The sequence below is a fragment of the Vibrio sp. SCSIO 43137 genome, assembly GCF_028201475.1.
Classification (GTDB): Bacteria; Pseudomonadota; Gammaproteobacteria; order Enterobacterales; family Vibrionaceae; genus Vibrio.
Genome location: NZ_CP116383.1, coordinates 1442084 through 1459758 on the forward strand (window position 1 = coordinate 1442084; position 17675 = coordinate 1459758).

Annotated in this window: 15 protein-coding genes and 2 pseudogenes; 7 read left to right on the forward strand and 10 right to left on the reverse strand. The window is 45.2% G+C overall.

The window, feature by feature from the left end:
• Positions 1-279: 279 nt before the first annotated feature.
• Positions 280-991, reverse strand: a pseudogene (locus PK654_RS06775) (SanA/YdcF family protein).
• Positions 964-1293 (reverse strand): DUF3392 domain-containing protein, encoded by a 330-nt coding sequence (locus tag PK654_RS06780; protein ID WP_443088738.1) that lies wholly within the window; start codon positions 1291-1293, stop codon positions 964-966. The pseudogene PK654_RS06775 and the gene PK654_RS06780 overlap by 28 nt, the downstream one beginning before the upstream one ends.
• Before the next feature lie 163 nt (positions 1294-1456).
• Between PK654_RS06780 and PK654_RS06785 the strand changes: the two are divergent.
• Positions 1457-2861: pseudogene (locus PK654_RS06785) on the forward strand (helicase-related protein); the annotation flags it as partial.
• Here PK654_RS06785 and PK654_RS06790 read toward each other — a convergent pair.
• Positions 2833-3156, reverse strand: a complete 324-nt coding sequence (locus tag PK654_RS06790; RefSeq protein WP_443088739.1) for a DUF3392 family protein — start codon at positions 3154-3156, stop codon at positions 2833-2835. The pseudogene PK654_RS06785 and the gene PK654_RS06790 overlap by 29 nt on opposite strands.
• 163 nt (positions 3157-3319) lie before the next feature.
• Between PK654_RS06790 and PK654_RS06795 the strand changes: the two genes are divergently transcribed.
• From PK654_RS06795 to PK654_RS06810, 4 genes are all read left to right on the forward strand, one after another.
• Complete coding sequence (locus tag PK654_RS06795; RefSeq protein ID WP_271698445.1) at positions 3320-5668, forward strand: helicase-related protein; 2349 nt, start codon at positions 3320-3322, stop codon at positions 5666-5668.
• A 255-nt stretch (positions 5669-5923) separates the two neighbouring features.
• Positions 5924-6301: a transporter gene (locus PK654_RS06800; RefSeq protein WP_271698446.1), complete on the forward strand. Its 378-nt coding sequence runs from the start codon at positions 5924-5926 to the stop codon at positions 6299-6301.
• Positions 6302-6459: 158 nt separating this feature from the next.
• On the forward strand, positions 6460-8169 hold the full coding sequence (locus PK654_RS06805) for an ABC transporter substrate-binding protein (protein WP_271698447.1): 1710 nt from the start codon (positions 6460-6462) through the stop codon (positions 8167-8169).
• Positions 8154-8873, forward strand: coding sequence for a substrate-binding periplasmic protein (locus PK654_RS06810; protein WP_271698448.1), 720 nt, complete (start codon positions 8154-8156; stop codon positions 8871-8873). Before PK654_RS06805 ends, PK654_RS06810 begins: the two co-directional genes overlap by 16 nt.
• 114 nt (positions 8874-8987) lie before the next feature.
• Here PK654_RS06810 and PK654_RS06815 read toward each other — a convergent pair whose 3' ends face one another.
• The 3 genes from PK654_RS06815 to PK654_RS06825 form a co-directional block, all read right to left on the reverse strand.
• The gene (locus PK654_RS06815) at positions 8988-9434 is read right to left on the reverse strand and encodes a hypothetical protein (protein WP_271698449.1); all 447 of its coding nucleotides are present in this window, start codon (positions 9432-9434) and stop codon (positions 8988-8990) included.
• A gap of 254 nt (positions 9435-9688) precedes the next feature.
• Positions 9689-10795, reverse strand: a complete 1107-nt coding sequence (locus tag PK654_RS06820; protein WP_271698450.1) for a phosphoribosylaminoimidazolesuccinocarboxamide synthase — start codon at positions 10793-10795, stop codon at positions 9689-9691.
• A 204-nt stretch (positions 10796-10999) separates the two neighbouring features.
• Complete coding sequence (locus PK654_RS06825) at positions 11000-11407, reverse strand: hypothetical protein (protein WP_271698451.1); 408 nt, start codon at positions 11405-11407, stop codon at positions 11000-11002.
• 152 nt (positions 11408-11559) lie between these two features.
• On the opposite strand from PK654_RS06825, the gene PK654_RS06830 reads away from it, so the two are divergent.
• Positions 11560-11703, forward strand: coding sequence for a hypothetical protein (locus tag PK654_RS06830; protein WP_271698906.1), 144 nt, complete (start codon positions 11560-11562; stop codon positions 11701-11703).
• Here PK654_RS06830 and PK654_RS06835 read toward each other — a convergent pair.
• The 4 genes from PK654_RS06835 to PK654_RS06850 all read right to left on the reverse strand — a co-directional run bounded on the left by PK654_RS06835 (position 11647) and on the right by PK654_RS06850 (position 14461).
• Positions 11647-11832, reverse strand: a complete 186-nt coding sequence (locus PK654_RS06835) for a hypothetical protein (RefSeq protein WP_271698452.1) — start codon at positions 11830-11832, stop codon at positions 11647-11649. The genes PK654_RS06830 and PK654_RS06835 overlap by 57 nt on opposite strands.
• Before the next feature lie 102 nt (positions 11833-11934).
• Entirely contained in the window at positions 11935-12840 is a 906-nt protein-coding gene (locus tag PK654_RS06840; protein ID WP_271698453.1) for a hypothetical protein, read from the reverse strand.
• A 45-nt stretch (positions 12841-12885) separates the two neighbouring features.
• Positions 12886-13569 carry a DUF2786 domain-containing protein gene (locus PK654_RS06845; protein WP_271698454.1) on the reverse strand — a complete coding sequence of 228 codons (684 nt, stop codon included), beginning with the start codon at positions 13567-13569 and terminating at the stop codon, positions 12886-12888.
• 211 nt (positions 13570-13780) lie between these two features.
• On the reverse strand, positions 13781-14461 hold the full coding sequence (locus PK654_RS06850) for a DUF3334 family protein (RefSeq protein ID WP_271698455.1): 681 nt from the start codon (positions 14459-14461) through the stop codon (positions 13781-13783).
• Between the two features lie 168 nt (positions 14462-14629).
• Here PK654_RS06850 and ydiJ point away from each other — a divergent pair, with 168 nt between their 5' ends.
• A complete protein-coding gene (ydiJ, locus tag PK654_RS06855; protein WP_271698456.1) occupies positions 14630-17671 on the forward strand; it encodes a D-2-hydroxyglutarate dehydrogenase YdiJ in 3042 nt (1013 codons plus the stop codon).
• Positions 17672-17675 lie beyond the last annotated feature (4 nt).

Sequence of the window (17675 nt, forward strand, 5' to 3'; positions counted from 1 at the left end):
ACCCTTTTGGAGAATGAGAGGATAATTCCAACATACCAAACTCCTGATTTGTAGTAGATATACCAAATTAACCTCTGCTTGGTAGACAACTAATACGTAGTAAAGTCGTAAGCTCATTACATTAAGTTATGCCAGAGGTTAGTTAGGTATAACGATTTAAGTATAGAAGTTAACGTATTGTTTTGGCGGGTGAACTTAGTGTTTTGTTGCGAAAACCGCTGCAAAAGCCGATCTGGTTAAAATATTCAACGAAATCTGTAGCTGAGAGCTAAGCAGAGATCAGAGCGTCTCATTCTGTTGGATAGGTTCTTTGGGTCCGAGAAACTTAGGTTGAGTCCGGAATATATAGAGATCCAGCATGGCTTTTACCCGCGCCAGCATCTCCCTGAGACGGATAGAGAGATTGGAACCTTGCTGCGGGCCGGGAACGGCGAGACAAACAGCATGAACATCGAAGTGGTTGGCGATATAGAGGGCCCGCTCACAATGAAAGCGCTGGGTGATGATAATGAACTCATCGGCAGCAAATACCTCTTTGGCCCTGATAATGGAGTCAAGGGTGCGGAATCCGGCATAGTCGAGAAAAATAGCCTGCTCGGGAACACCCGCTTTTAAGTAAATCACGCTTCATCGTCCAGGGTTCATTATAGGAACGATGAGCGTTGTCTCCGCTGAGTAAAAAGGTATTTACTTTTTTCTCGTTGTAAAGAGCGATGGCGGCGTCAATGCGGTTGGCATAATAGTCATTAAGTATTCTGCCGAGATATTTGCTGGTACCCAAAACCAGCGCCGTCTGGTAATTGGGCAGATCGGCATGGCGGGTGTAAATTTTGTCTTCGCTGTTATGGCTTATCAGGTGGTCAGAAAGCCAGACAATAGCCACAACTGACAGCAGCGAAGCGGCAATCAAGAGTGAGGCAATTCTGAACTTTCTGATAAGCGCTCTTTTCAACGGCAATTCCTTTAAACGTGACGGTTTCTTTGTGCCCACATACCGACAACAATAAAGCTGGACAACACAGCCGCAAACAGTGTCCCTCTGTCAAGAGAGTGGAGCCAGCCAGACAGAAGCGGCGAAGCTTTGACAATCAGTAAGCCGTAACCAAAGGCATTCAGGGCGATAAAGGCCAGTGTCCTGATGATGAAATGTTGTCCTGATAATATATTACGCAATAAGCGGTTAATATCTCCGCCCAGAATAACAAGGCTACAGGCGATAAAGGCAACTGAAATCTGCGAAATGTAATGTACGATGTGCTGACCTGCCGGGGCAAATACTTCCAGCATTATTATGTCTCCGCAACTTGGCAGACCATAAATCCGCCAGAGAAAACAATCAGCATACCGCAATCTGAAATGCGTTTCCCGCCTCTGGGTCAATAATTTTTTATCAGACAAGTATATTGACCCTAGGTATAATGCTTCGCCCGAACTAAGAAACTCAGAATAACTCCTTATGCCCTCACTTCCGATCGATGCAATAAAAACCCAATTTATTCAAAGCATTAAGCAGAATCACCTTGTTGTGGAAGCTGAAACTGGCTCAGGTAAGTCGACTAAGCTGCCGCTGTGGTCGAGAGCTTGTGGCCGGGTTTTAGTGGTTGAGCCAAGAAGAATTGCCTGCACTTCTCTGGCAGAGTTTATTGCCGGAAATGAAGCTTGTCAGTTGGGGGATAAGATTGGTTACGCCATAAAACTGGACAGCTGCTTTAACGAAAACAGTGAAGTGGTGTTTGTTACCCCGGGCGTAGCATTGCGCTGGCTGGCAGAAAACCGGCTGGAAGATTTTGATGTGGTTTTAATCGATGAGTTTCATGAGCGGCGCTGGGATACGGATCTGCTACTTGCCCTTCTGAAACAGATTAACCGGCATCGCCTTGTGATCACCTCTGCCACTATCGAGGGAGAGAAACTGGCGGCTTATGTCGGCGCTGAGAGGATGGCAGCCGAAGGACGGGTCTATAAGGTTGATATTGAGCATTCCGCCGCTGACAGTCACTATCTGCCGGATCAAAGGGAGTTAGATAAAAGAGTACTGGATGCAGTAAAAGCAAACCTCAGCCGGAGTGAAGGCGATATTTTGGTGTTTCTTCCGGGCAGAAAGGAGATTAGCCAATGTATGCAGGCACTGAAAGCGGTGCCAGAAGTTATCACTGTTCCTTTGCACTCATCAGTATCCGATGAACAGAGGCATCAGGCTCTTCATAAACTTGAGCAACGAAAAGTGGTTCTGGCCACCAATATTGCTGAGACCTCTCTGACCATTCCTGATATTAGTTTGGTGATTGACTCCGGTTTAGAGCGCAGAACCGGTCAGAGAAACGGAAGAACAGTACTGTCACTGAAAAGTATATCTAAGGCCAGTGCCAGGCAGAGAGCAGGCAGGCAGGGCGGGTAATGGATGGGCGTTGTATCCGCCTGTATGGCCGCCATGCGGCTATGGAGTCAGTTACCCCGCCTGAGTTACTTCGCGAAGACTGACAGAAGCGATGCTGGCATGTGCTTGTTGTGGTTATCAACTGGTGCAGCTTTCATTTCTGGATACTCTACCGGCAAAGTCTCTGGCGAATGCACGTGCCTATCTTGAAGGTATGCGGGCTATTGATAGCAAGGGTAAGGTTACAGAACATGGAAGAGTTATCTATCCTCTGCCAATCGATGCGCTATACGCTGACTTAATTACCAGAATGGAGACAAAAAAAGCCACTGAAGCCATGGTTGATCTGGCTGCTGGTTTGTCAGTTCCGGCTAATCTATACAAGTTGCCCTGTTCAGAAGAGAAAGCAGAACGTCTGAATGAACAGGAGAAGCAGCACTGTGATGGCGAGCTGATTATCCGTCTGGTTCGTGGTGAAACTTTTGATTCATAAAGCTGGACAACACAGCCGCAAACAGTGTCCCTCTGTCAAGAGAGTGGAGCCAGCCAGACAGAAGCGGCGAAGCTTTGACAATCAGTAAGCCGTAACCAAAGGCATTCAGGGCGATAAAGGCCAGTGTCCTGATGATGAAATGTTGTCCTGATAATATATTACGCAATAAGCGGTTAATATCTCCGCCCAGAATAACAAGGCTACAGGCGATAAAGGCAACTGAAATCTGCGAAATGTAATGTACGATGTGCTGACCTGCCGGGGCAAATACTTCCAGCATTATTATGTCTCCGCAACTTGGCAGACCATAAATCCGCCAGAGAAAACAATCAGCATACCGCAATCTGAAATGCGTTTCCCGCCTCTGGGTCAATAATTTTTTATCAGACAAGTATATTGACCCTAGGTATAATGCTTCGCCCGAACTAAGAAACTCAGAATAACTCCTTATGCCCTCACTTCCGATCGATGCAATAAAAACCCAATTTATTCAAAGCATTAAGCAGAATCACCTTGTTGTGGAAGCTGAAACTGGCTCAGGTAAGTCGACTAAGCTGCCGCTGTGGTCGAGAGCTTGTGGCCGGGTTTTAGTGGTTGAGCCAAGAAGAATTGCCTGCACTTCTCTGGCAGAGTTTATTGCCGGAAATGAAGCTTGTCAGTTGGGGGATAAGATTGGTTACGCCATAAAACTGGACAGCTGCTTTAACGAAAACAGTGAAGTGGTGTTTGTTACCCCGGGCGTAGCATTGCGCTGGCTGGCAGAAAACCGGCTGGAAGATTTTGATGTGGTTTTAATCGATGAGTTTCATGAGCGGCGCTGGGATACGGATCTGCTACTTGCCCTTCTGAAACAGATTAACCGGCATCGCCTTGTGATCACCTCTGCCACTATCGAGGGAGAGAAACTGGCGGCTTATGTCGGCGCTGAGAGGATGGCAGCCGAAGGACGGGTCTATAAGGTTGATATTGAGCATTCCGCCGCTGACAGTCACTATCTGCCGGATCAAAGGGAGTTAGATAAAAGAGTACTGGATGCAGTAAAAGCAAACCTCAGCCGGAGTGAAGGCGATATTTTGGTGTTTCTTCCGGGCAGAAAGGAGATTAGCCAATGTATGCAGGCACTGAAAGCGGTGCCAGAAGTTATCACTGTTCCTTTGCACTCATCAGTATCCGATGAACAGAGGCATCAGGCTCTTCATAAACTTGAGCAACGAAAAGTGGTTCTGGCCACCAATATTGCTGAGACCTCTCTGACCATTCCTGATATTAGTTTGGTGATTGACTCCGGTTTAGAGCGCAGAACCGGTCAGAGAAACGGAAGAACAGTACTGTCACTGAAAAGTATATCTAAGGCCAGTGCCAGGCAGAGAGCAGGCAGGGCAGGGCGGGTAATGGATGGGCGTTGTATCCGCCTGTATGGCCGCCATGCGGCTATGGAGTCAGTTACCCCGCCTGAGTTACTTCGCGAAGAACTGACAGAAGCGATGCTGGCATGTGCTTGTTGTGGTTATCAACTGGTGCAGCTTTCATTTCTGGATACTCTACCGGCAAAGTCTCTGGCGAATGCACGTGCCTATCTTGAAGGTATGCGGGCTATTGATAGCAAGGGTAAGGTTACAGAACATGGAAGAGTTATCTATCCTCTGCCAATCGATGCGCTATACGCTGACTTAATTACCAGAATGGAGACAAAAAAAGCCACTGAAGCCATGGTTGATCTGGCTGCTGGTTTGTCAGTTCCGGCTAATCTATACAAGTTGCCCTGTTCAGAAGAGAAAGCAGAACGTCTGAATGAACAGGAGAAGCAGCACTGTGATGGCGAGCTGATTATCCGTCTGGTTCGTGGTGAAACTTTTGATTCCCTGAATGTGGACAGTGATGCCCTAAAAGAGGCGAAAGCCCTCGCCAGACAGATGAGGGAGTTATTCGAGCTTCCTCAACTGGAGGTCGCATCTGCTCTGGACAGGCAGTCACTGGTTAAGTCGATCATCAACAGCCATAGTGAGCTGGTATTTGTCCGGCGGGAGAAGCGGCGTCAGGCGTTGGGAAATGGTTACAGTGAAGTGTCACCGGGCAGAAATAGCCGCTTTAGCGATAAATCCGAAGCGGCCATTGTATTAGATCAACACTCATTGCCGGGAAGAGGGGTGAAACAGACACTGAATCTGGCCACGGTTATGTTGCCTGTTCCCCTTAGCTATTTGTCTGACGCTTCTCTGGGAGAGTGGCTTCAGGGAGAAACCCTGCTTGAGAACGGTAAGATATATTCCCGGTTTGACCTTATTTATGCCGGAAGAAACATTGCCAGCAAAAGGGTGCAACCGGAAGGCGATCTGTTACTTAAGTCAATTCTGGATGCGGTTATTTCTCAGGAGATCTTACCCGGTTTTGCCAGTGAGCGTAGCCAGCAGATTGCGCACTGGTGTTTATACAATCAACTTGGCTTGGCCGAAACAAAAAATGATATTAGTGAACTAAGTTTTGAAAGCTGGTTTACCGGACAGCTACAAGAGCTTGGCATCAGTACAGCAGATGAACTTAGCATGTTCAGCGGTGAGGATTTTCCTTTTCAGGGTATTCCTTACTGGGAGTATAAAGAGTTTGCTGAAACTTACCCCTATAACATCAATCTGGGTGATCTCAGAATGAAAGTAGAGTATTTTGCCGGCAGAAAACTGGTGCAAATTGTGTATCTTGAGGGAAACCGTAAGGGAGATCCCAAACGTTGGGAGTTGCCTAAGTGGCAAGGTTGGCAGATTCAATATAAAAAAGCCAGCCGCATAAAAATAATTAAATAACGGATAAGCTTGATTTCAAAGTAATTTACTTTGATAGCTAAAATATTAAACGTAAGAACCAAGAGTTAGAACAGCTGTATATTAACTTGTTAACAATCTGGTTTTTATATTCCTTTTACCTTATATAGCAAAGTATAAAAGACCAATGTTTTATATCGCATTGCTATATGCATAAAGGTGGTCAATAGTAGTTATACCTAAGTCAGAGACTTGGGTATATAGGTAGTAATTACCACCATAAATGGGGAGTAGATAATGGAGAAAAATGAAACCGTATCAGCTGTATTTGATTACACTTCATTTTTAGGAGCATCTTGTAAGAAAAAATGGACTTTTTTAGAGATTCTCACCTCGATAGCACCTGTATTTAGTACGGTGTGGAAAGATAGTCTTAATGATTCAGCAAGACCTGAAGATAGGCTGTGGGAGCAGGCGTTTAACACCCTTTCAGCTCAAAACAGTGATGAGAGTAATCTTATCCGGCTGGTAAAGCTGGCCAAAATAGAAGGTATTGGTGAGTTAAAGCTGATGATGCCTTACGAACTGGATCAGCAGCAACTAGAGTTAATATCAGAGAAAACCAACGCAAAAATACTTCATGTTGATAAGGATGAGTTTGTTATTGGTTTATAACCAATAGTTATGATGGTTATGGTTAAATCGCAGTGAAAACTGCGATTTATTACTTTCTGTGCGTTATTAAGTCGCAATTCGCCTATCTTTTTCTAGTCTTATAAGAAGTTGATGATATATTTCTTTTTTGTTACTAAATGTGTCTAAGAGATTGACTATTGGCCAAGATTCGTACCTCCGTCATTCTATCTTTGCTGGTCAGCTTTTCAGCGTTCTGTGGTGAAAACCCGTTGACCGCAGAGGATCAGAAGCAGATCAACCATTGGCTTGATAACGAGTTTGTACACTCTTCTATTTCCCGTCAGGAGCAGTACAAAGAACTTGAGTGGTTTATTAATGCAGCAAAGCCGTTTAAAGGGATGACTATCCGGGTTGTCTCTGAGGATATTCAGACCCATAGATACGAGTCAGATGTACTGGCAAAAGCTTTTACTGAGCTAACGGGAATTCATGTTATTCAGGAAGTGACCGGAGAGGATGATCTGGTAAAAAAGCTTCAGGTTCAACTCGATACAGGTATCAACATCTATGATGCCTATGTCAATGATGCTGATTTTCTGGGAACCCATTACCGCAGCCAGAAGGTGGTGTCTCTTACAGAAAAAATGAACGGCCAATGGCGTAACCTTACTCTTCCCACTATAGATCTTGATGATTTTATCGGTATTCAGTTTGTTACCGGCCCAGACAAAGTGATGTATCAGCTTCCCAGCCAGCAATTTGCCAATCTGTATTGGTATCGCCACGACTTGTTTTCCCGCCCTGACTTGAAACAGCAGTTTCAGCAACTCTACGGCTATGAGCTTGGTGTACCGCAAAACTGGGCAGCCTATGAGGATATTGCTGAGTTTTTTACCGAGGTGGTTCAGTATATTGATGGTGAACGGATTTGGGGGCATATGGATTATGGCCATTTTGAACCCTCCCTTGGCTGGCGCATATCTGATTCATGGCTGAGCCTTGCCGGTGTTAATGACCCTGATAACTCAGTGGGCGACTGGGGCATTCGTCTTAATGGTTGCCATCCGGCAGGCGCAACGGTGCGCAGGGGAGGGGCTCTGGACAGTCCGGCGGCGATTTATGCCGTAGACAAGTATATCCAGTGGCTCTATCAGTATGCTCCCCCGGAAGCAAAAGATCAGGATTTCAGCTCCTCCAGCCAGTATTTAGCCAAAGGCAATATTGCCCAGCAGATTTTCTGGTATACCGCCTTTATTTCCGACTTAATTGATCCGGATTCGGCTGTAGTAGACAATGAAGGTAAGCCGCTGTGGCGTCTGGCTCCCTCACCTCGTGGTGCATACTGGAAAGAGGGCATGAAGCTTGGTTATCAGGATATCGGCGGCTGGACTTTTCTGGTGTTTACTCCGGACAAAAGAAGCATGGCGGCCTGGCTTTACGCCCAGTTTACCGTGTCAAAAACCGTATCCATGCAGAAGTTTTTAACTGGTTTTACCCCAATCCGACAGTCTGATATTAATTCAAAATATCTGCAAAAAAGGGCCTCTGAGTGGGGCGGATTACTAAAGTTCTATGGCAGTAATGCCCGTAATTACTGGACACCAACCGGCTTTAGTGTGCCTAACTATGCGGAACTGGCGAGTGCATGGTGGCAACATATAGGGCCCGCAGTCAAACTAGAGAAGAGTGTAGAGCAGAGCATGGGGGATTTGGCTGCAGAGATGGAACGCAGATTAATAAAAATTGGCAACCGGGCCGATATTCGCTGCGAACCGCGCCTGAATGAGCCCCGCAAGCAAGATTACTGGCTAAATAGAAAAGGAGCCCCGTGGAAGGCGCTTTCCGTGGAAGATAAGCCGCAAACACTGACATTTGAAGAGTCGTTTCAATTATGGTTATCAGACTAATCACATTGCTGGCATTGTCTGTTCTGCCTTCATTTAAACTGTTGGCGGAGCAGCCATTGACTCTTTTCACTTACCATTATCCCCCTTTGGTAGACGCGTCTGATCCTGAAAATATTAATGGCAGTGCATGGAATGTAGTCAGGCAACTGCTGGATAAGTCGCAAACTGAGTATCAGGTAGTGGTTAAACCCGTGATGCGAGGGTTTAGCACAGTCGTTCACAACAAAAACAGTTGTGTGTTTCCTGTTAACCGCACTCAGGAAAGGGAGTCTATGTTCTCGTGGGTCGGTCCGATAGCCATTAATCAGTACGCTTTTTACAGTGCGCCGGACAAAAAGATTCCTCTGATAAACCTTAGTGATGCTTCTGAATACCATATCGCTACCTACCTTGGCGGAAGTATCGGCAATTATCTGAAGAAAAACGGCTTTAGCGTACGACTTACCAGAGAGATGAAACAAGGCCTGCTGATGCTGAAACATGGCCGGGTGGATTTGTGGGTGGTTAATGTTAATGCAGCAAAAAGGCTGTCAGAGCAATATGGATTTAAATTAGGTAAACCAGAGCTGGTGTTCTTTACCAGTATTAACTATATGGCCTGTCACCCGGATATTTCCGAGTCAAAACTGGAGAAGATAGACAGGGCACTGGAGGAGATGTATATCAGCGGCGACGTTCAGCAGTTTCTGGAAATTGATCTTTAACGAGTTTGATTAAGGCAGATAAACGGCGGGGTAGAAGTTAGTTGTGCTGGCAGTTGAACAAGAAGAGTTGTTGAGCAGGCAGAAAAGGCGGTTACCTGCTCAACATTTAAAACTCTATCTGTTAAGTAACAGCTTTAAAGTACTTTGTTCGCTGCGTAGATCGCGGATAGTCAGGAATGCGCCACATGTCCATACAATACACGCCATAGTAAACAGCAGGCCACCATCGTTACCAATCACTTCACCGGCACTGTTAAATTCAGGCATCACGATACCTAGTGGTGTGAACAGGTGGAAGAAAATCGCACCAGTCATAATGCCAACACTCATCAGCGCGCCCAGACCGTGAAAACGACTAAACAGCATAAAGGCGGCAATCAGCTCGGCGAAGCCGATTAGATAACCACCGACACTGCCAAACCATGCCAGCCCTGACCATTCACCCAATGTACCGAAAATAAATTCTGTCTCATAAGAACCGGTAAATTTAAAAAACAGAGACTGAATAAAAACAAATGCAATAAATGCGGATGGTACAAATTTTAGTAGCTTAGATTTCATGAGAAGTCCTTTGTAATTAAGTGGCCAGTGGCGTATACCATCAAAAGACCAAAGAGGGCTGAAAAATATTTCACAAAGATATAACTTTTTATTTAGTGGAGAAAAGGGCGATTGTAAAGTAACCACCGTTCTGTCATCAGGGAAGATTTTAAATAACAGATCGCAAAAAGTTACCGCGATTGTCATCAGACAGATATCAATAAAAAAACACCGCGCCAGTGATGGCGCGGTGGAGTTCGACGAATGGGTTCAGTTTAGCTGACGATTAAATCGTAATCCTGTTGCAGAACCTGAATTATCTCTTGCTTAGGGTTGGCAGATAACTCAATTTTACTGCCGGTGATTTTTTCAGCGATACCTATATAAGTTTCTGAGATTTGCTGAATGGCATGAAGAGGCAACTCGTTGTCTTCTGCCAGTGCCTGACGCTCATCCATTCTACTTTTATTCAGCAGAATATCCGGGTCAGGGAAGTAGTTAAGTAGAAACTGGCGGAAGCCCTCTTTGGAATTCTCGACAATATTGCCTTTTTTATATTCTGATTCCTGCCAGATACGTGAAGAGTCGGGAGTACCAACCTCATCCATATAGATTAATTTGCTCTGGCCGTTTTTATCTGTGACATATCCGAATTCAAATTTGGTATCAACAAAGATCTGACCTAGCTTTTCAAGGGCATTGCTAATTACCTCAAAACCATCCTTGAGCAGCTTTTCGTATAAAGCGATATCTTCGCTGCTTTGAAAATTAAAAGCGTTGTAGTTGTTTACAATATCGTCGCGGGTGATATTGACATCATCAGCCTCAGGAACGCCCGGAATACCTTTAAGTATGCCTTTGGTCGATGGTGTGAACAGAAGCTCGGCAAGGCGGCCATTCTGCGTTAGTCCTTCAGCAAGCTTGATGCCACAAAACTCACGCTCTCCGTTACTGTATGAACGCCACATCGAACCTGTGATATAGCGGCGGCAAATGGCTTCTATCATTACCGGTCTGGCTTTCTGAACGATCCAGACAAAAGGGTGGGGAATATCGAGAATATGGCTTTCGGCCAGACCGTTCTCTTTAAACAGCCGGAACCAGTGATTAGAGATAGCATTTAGCGCCGCTCCTTTTCCCGGAACGCCTTTAAGTCCGTTTTCACCTTTCCAGATGCAATCAAATGCCGAGATACGATCACTGATTACCATGACCGCAAGAGGGGTGTCGGCAGGAACATCATAACCTTTCTGTTTAATCAGCCTACGGCTATCTTGTTCAGTAAGCCAGTAAACGGAGCGGACTTTACCGCTATGAACGGGCTTATCGGTGCGAATTGGAAGATCATCGTTAACGGCGAGCACTTGATCCGAAAGGTTCATGTTGTATTCCCTTACTACGTAATGATTTTAATCGACTATTTTACAGGTCAGGCTGTAGATAACTGCGAATGATACCAGAAGTTTTCAAACCTTCCAGATAAAAAGCAAACGATTGCGTAAGAATTGAGTTTTAGAAAATAACAGCAGGCTTAAAGGAAGAACAGAGAAAAAGCCTGACTGCGGATGCAGGCAGGCTGAAGTAAATTAGTGCCAAAGGTGAGAAGCGCTCTGCTGTGACTCAGTGAGGAAAAAAACGTTACAGTGATAGTCGCCGGCAACAGAAAGAACTTTGGCCTTTTCGTAATGGCTAAGAGTGCTACTGGCAACAACGGCACTTGCGGTACCAGCCTGAATTGCCTTAATAACAATCTCTGCTTCACTCAGGTGCAGTGAAGGTTTCATATGGATGACATTGCTGCAATTAATATCGAATGAAGTTAGCTCAGTATGAGAAGGGCGGGGACAGTTTGCAGTAAACAAAATCCATTGTCTTTTATTGGATAGCTCTGCCAGTTGGCGATAAACATTGTGATCATACTGATTAGTATTCAGAGAGAAATCAGTGCTGTTATTAACCGGTAGTGCGCGTTTTTCTGTATTGATTTGAAGCATAATACTGTTCCCATGTACATACTGTATAAACAAACAGTACTTGTATTTCACCCATTGATCAAGTGTTTTTTGTCGGTTAATTCATCGATGTGATGAATAAACTGACAAATTGATGCGCGAGAGCGGTTTTAACCTGTTTCTGAAAAGGAATTTTGACAGAGAGTACTTTGCTGAAGATAGAGAGTGGGCAGGATCAAAAAGAGTCGCTATACAGCGACTCTATTGAAGCTAAGCTTATTTTATTGGTTGATATCGCTGCTTCTTCCGTTGAGTGCGAGTTCATCCCTGTTGAATAGGCGGACATCTAACCTTGCCATATCATTGCATTGAGCACATGAAAAATGGCATTTGCCGTCAACATAATCGTGACGTGTCAGTAAGCTTAGTTTGTTACACCAATCGCATACGCCTTCTTTAGTGAACATAACTTTTCTCCGTCAACATCGATTAATCGATTACGAGTAGGGAATCGTAATTCGGTCACGGATTATACACAAAACATCTTGGCGTGTTAATAAAATGTTATTTTAATTTTTACTGGTTTTTTTTAAGTGGCTAACAACAAGCTTTACCGCAGCATTCAAGCGTTTCATCTCTTCTTCGCTGCCGTTGGCATCGGGGTGGTAAACACGGCTGAGCATTTTATATCTGGCCTTTATCGCTTTTTCGCCGGGGATATCATTTGTTTTAAAGCCGAGCAGGGCACAAGCAAGGGAAAGATTATTATCTGCAGCGTTTATCTGTTTTACCTGCTGATTCTGTTTTAACTGTTGATGAGCTTTATTGATATGTAACTGAAGGGATTTAATCTTCTTTTTCTGTTGAGATATGGTCTGTTGCAGCGCGTCAGTCTGAGACTGCTTTTTAGTTCTTCTGGAACGTTTCAGGGCAACGAAAGCGACCACCATAGTGAGCAGAGTCGCGGTGATAACGGCATCCAGCCGGAATAGTTTATGAGATTCTGAGTCTGTGTTTTTCGCCGGCGGGATATCTTCACTCTGAGCGAGATCTTCATCTATCTGTTTATCCAGTGAGGCAATAGAAGAGACCTGTCTGGCGCGCTGTTGATTAAACAAGGCTTCCAATACGCGGGCATAGCCTTGTTCTGCTTCTGAGTCTCCCTGTTCTGTGGCAATTTGATACCAGTTTTCAGAGACAGTGAGTGGGTTAAGAAACTGTTCTTGTTTTGATTCATACAAGCTGGCTAACAGCGCTGCCGCTGAACTGTCACCATTAACAGCGGCTTTTGCAGCCCAATAGTGAGCCCGTTTGAACTTATTTTCCTTCTGATACTGAGTTGCCAGTTCTATCTGGGCATCAAGCTGGTTTTGTTCTGCCCGGGCAATAAGGTCTTCACTGGGTTGTGCCATCAGTGAGCAATTGAAAATCAGGGAAAGCCAGAGAAAGCGCAGCGTTTTGTTATGACTTCCCATTGTTATCCTATCCTCGGTTAGTTGCTCTCGGTTTATAGCTTATGTTTATTTAAGCATCTTACGCGCTTGTGCACCTTCAACAGGTTTATTTACCGAGATCTTGCGCCCTTTTTTCAGGCCGACTTCGTAATCCGCGGTAATATTTTTCATCGCTTCTTTTAGCTGTTGTTTAAACGTTTCCCGGTCGATATTTTTAAACTCTTTATCAATATAGTTATTGATTTTGTTGTTAGAGTCTTCATCAGGCGCAATTTCAGGCAGCTTTTCCAGTGCTCCTTCTACCCAGCCGGAAACAAAGGAGTTAACCCTTTTCGTCACTTCAGTATTGCTGGTGCCGGAACCGGCAAAGCTATTACGGAACTGTCCCGTTTGTTCATTCATCTCACGGTAGATAATGTCAAAGGCAAAGGCGGCGAAAATCGCTCTGTCCGCTTCACCGATAAACTCGGCGCGCTTAAGTCCTTTGTGGTTAAGCAGTACCGCTTCCACTCCAAATTTAGTATTGATACCACGAATAATTCTGAGGATGGTTGAGCTGATACTCGCCGGTAGCAGATGAGTCGACTGGGTCTTACCCATTTTTATAAACTCAATATCGTCTTTATCCAGACCATACTTAAGCATCAGTCTGTGAGCCATTTTTATCGCCTGAGCAGCCTCATTTACGTTGGCTGAGTTACCCAGTTCAAGACATTTGGCGATTTTTTTAAGGGCTTTTTGTTTATCCATCGAACTTCTTATTCTGACCAATTTGGTAAAGAAAGTCGGCTATTTTACCGATTTTTGCCTGTGAGATAAAGCAATGGCTAATAAAACCGGGCGGCTTAAACGGCTTTGACTGTTTTAATTATAAAAGATGTGAATCTATTCGGGGGCAGGAACAATAAAAAGGCCACCCTTAGAGAGTGGCCGCTTAATGATGCGATTGCGGGCTGTGGCGTTAAATTCCCAGCTCGTCCAGAAGATCACTGGCAAGGTCATCAGGGATATCTTTCTCTTTGGCCTGATTACTCTTGTTTTGCGCCGCTTCAATAATGGAATCCGGTGTTTCATTCTCTTCTTCAGAATCAAACTCTTCTAACTGAATAAACTCAGTTTTGTCCATCGCCAGTTCCAGATAGAAAATGTTGTTGTTTTCTGTGGTGAAGGTAACACGGCGTGCCTGAGGTCTGTCGAGGTTAGTATCGATAGAGATCATTACCTGCTTGTTGATGGCCAGCATTTTAGGCTGGTTCTGAGTAATATTAGTTTTTAACTCTTTACGGACTTTACTGGTAAAGTCACCGACCAGCTGGTTCATCAGTTCGCCCAGTACATCACCTACTTCGTCAGAAGTGTGCAGGATTGCCAGTTCCTCTTCCGGCATTCCCATATGTCTCATGTAGTTGGTGTAGATCTCTAAAGCAGCTTGTGAAGTGAAGTTAATAACAACTAAGCCGGAGAAACCGCCGTCAAACAGAACAAAACAGCCAAAGTCAGGCTTTAAGCAGGTTTTATTGATTTTCTGCACCATAGCAGAGTAAGAAACATTTGAATCTGTGGCTGATGATAAAACGCCAGATACTGACTGGCATAATTTAAGAAGAATATCTTCTGTAGTTACTACTTTATTTTTTCTCATTTTAGTCCGTTCTTTCGCAGGTTTTGACACACTTTCTGATACTGATTAAAAAGATTAGCAGTCTGCAAGGTTTTGTTCATATTTCAAATGTTGTAAAGTGACCGCAATCATAAAAATCAGAACGAAACCCGTACTGTAGGACTCAGTGAAGTTGGGGCAGGAAGCAAGATGTTACCAAGACTAGAAAATAGCAACAGTGTTGATCCCGTCGTTATTAAGTTACTCAATGATCTAAAAGTTAAAGGTTTTTTGGGTGATATCGAAACTCAGTATAGCAGCCGCTTAGCCGTTGCGACTGACAACAGTATTTATCAGCAACTGCCTCAGGCGGTTGTCCATCCTAAAGCAACAGAAGATATCGTTTTACTCGGTAAACTGTTGTGCAATCAGGAATATGAAAGAGTTACCGTTTCGCCACGGGGCGGTGGTACCGGCACCAATGGTCAGTCACTGACTCCCGGAATAGTGGTGGATCTCTCCCGCCATATGAATAAGGTTCTGGAAATCAATCAGCAGGAAGGCTGGGTGCGGGTTCAGACCGGAATCATCAAAGACCAGCTCAATGATGCTATCAGGCCATACGGCTATTTCTTCTCTCCGGAACTCTCAACCAGCAACCGGGCAACACTAGGCGGAATGATTAATACTGACGCGTCCGGTCAGGGCTCGTTGGTGTACGGAAAAACCTCCGATCACGTTCTCTCTCTTCAGGCGGTATTTGCCGATGGTTCTCAGTTTGAAACCGACGGTTCAAAAGGGCTTCCTCAGCAAGGAGAGTTGGCTTATCAGGCTTTTGAGATAGCTGAGCAGGTCTGCCGGGAGAACAGAGAGGAGATTTGCGCTAAGTTTCCGCCTCTCAGCCGCTTTCTGACCGGGTATGATCTGAAAAATGCCCTGAGTGAAAGTGGTGAGTTTGATCTGACGCGGATTTTATGTGGCTCTGAAGGCTCCCTCGCGTTTATAACTGAGGCAAAGCTGAACCTGACACCGATTCCCGAGAAACGTGTTCTGGTTAATGTAAAGTATGACAGTTTTGATTCGGCACTAAGAACTGCTCCGTTACTGGTTGAAGCCAATGCACTGTCGGTTGAGACTGTAGACTCAAGAGTACTTAATCTGGCTAAGCAGGATATTGTCTGGAATAGCGTCAGCGAACTTCTTACCGATGTTCCGGATAAAGAGATGCTGGGCATTAATATTGTTGAGTTTGCCGGAAATGATAGTGAAGAGATCACGGCTGCCGTTGAGCGCCTGACGGGTATTCTGGATGGTATGGCAGAAAAGCAGCAGCAGGGCATTATCGGCTATCAGGTTTGTGATGATCTTGCCAGTATCGGCCGCATCTACAATATGCGTAAAAAAGCGGTGGGGTTGCTTGGTGCAACGGAAGGTAAAGCAAAACCTATCGCCTTTGTTGAAGATACTTGTGTGCCACCGGAAAATCTGGCGGACTTTATTGCTGAGTTCCGTGAGCTGTTGGACAGCAAATCCCTGCAGTACGGTATGTTCGGCCATGTTGATTCCGGGGTACTGCATGTTCGTCCTGCCTTAGACCTGTGTGATCCTCTACAAGAGCAGCTAATGCTGGAGATCTCTGATCATGTTGTAAAACTGGTTGCCAAATATGGCGGCCTGATGTGGGGAGAGCATGGAAAAGGCTACCGTTCAGAATATGGCCCGGAGTTTTTCGGTGATTCACTGTTTTATCAGCTAAGAAGAGTTAAAACGGCCTTCGATCCTCATAACAAAATGAACCCGGGCAAGATATGTACTCCCCTTGAATCCGGTGCCGAACTGGTCAAAGTGGACGGAACTAAGCGGGCCCATTTTGACCGTCAGATAGATGTAAAAGTTCGCGACAGCTTCCGTCAGGCAATGGAGTGTAACGGCAACGGTCTCTGCTTTAATTACGATACCAGTTCACCAATGTGTCCATCAATGAAGGTTACTGCTGACAGGCGTCACTCTCCTAAAGGGCGTGCCGGTCTGGTGAGGGAGTGGCTGAGGCAACTGACTGATCAGGGTATTGATATTCTGGATTTAGAGAATAATTCCCTGCAGAAAAGCCCGACAATAAAGCAGATGCTGGACAGAGTAACAAACAGCGTTAATAAACGACATGAGTATGACTTCTCTCATGAAGTCTATGATGCCATGAATGGCTGTCTTGCCTGTAAGGCGTGTGGCACTCAGTGTCCTATCAAGGTCGATGTACCAAGTTTCAGAGCCCGCTTCCTTAACCTCTACTATTCGCGCTATCAGCGGCCGGCAAAAGACTATCTTGTGGCCAATATTGAGACCATGCTGCCTGTGATGGCTAAAGTACCGAAAGTGGTGAATGCGGCTCTCTCACAGTCCTGGGTACAGAAGCTGACAGCGTCAACAGTCGGCTATATAGATGCGCCTCTGCTCTCCACTCCGGTACTGGCGAAACGGATTGCTGATTATCCGACCAAGTTATTTGATATGCAGGCTCTGGCGTCACTTTCAGCAGAGGAGCGTGAGCAACATGTATTGATTGTTCAGGACCCGTTCACTTCTTTCTATGAAGCTGAGGTTGTGGCTGATTTTGTTGCGTTGCTGGAGAGAATTGGCAAGAAGCCGGTAATTTTACCCTTTAAACCAAATGGTAAAGCGCAACATATTAAAGGCTTTTTAAAGCAGTTTACTGATACCGCCAGAACAACGTCTGGTTTTCTTAATATGGTCGCTGACCTTAATATTCCAATGGTCGGCGTTGACCCCGCATTGGTGCTCTGCTATCGCGATGAATATAAAGATATTCTTGCTGAGGGCAGGGGAGAGTTTCATGTGGCGAATGTACATGAGTACCTGCTACAAACCCTTGATAGCCTGAAAGTAGGCAACCCGTCCGATCAGGCGCCTTGGTATCTGTTTGCTCACTGTACCGAGAAAACACGTATGCCGAATGCTGAAAAAGAGTGGCAGACTATTTTCAAATTCTTTGGTGGTGTACTTGAGAGTGTTCCTGTTGGTTGCTGTGGTATGGCGGGTACTTTTGGTCATGAACTGGATAAGTATCAGATGTCGAAAGATATCTATGATCTGAGCTGGAGTGGTCAAATGGAGAAGTTGCCGAAAGAGCGCTGTCTGGTCTCTGGTTACTCCTGTCGTAGTCAGGTAAAACGCTTTGAACAGCAAAAAGTCAGACATCCGCTACAGGCATTACTGAGCCTGACGGAAAACTAACAGC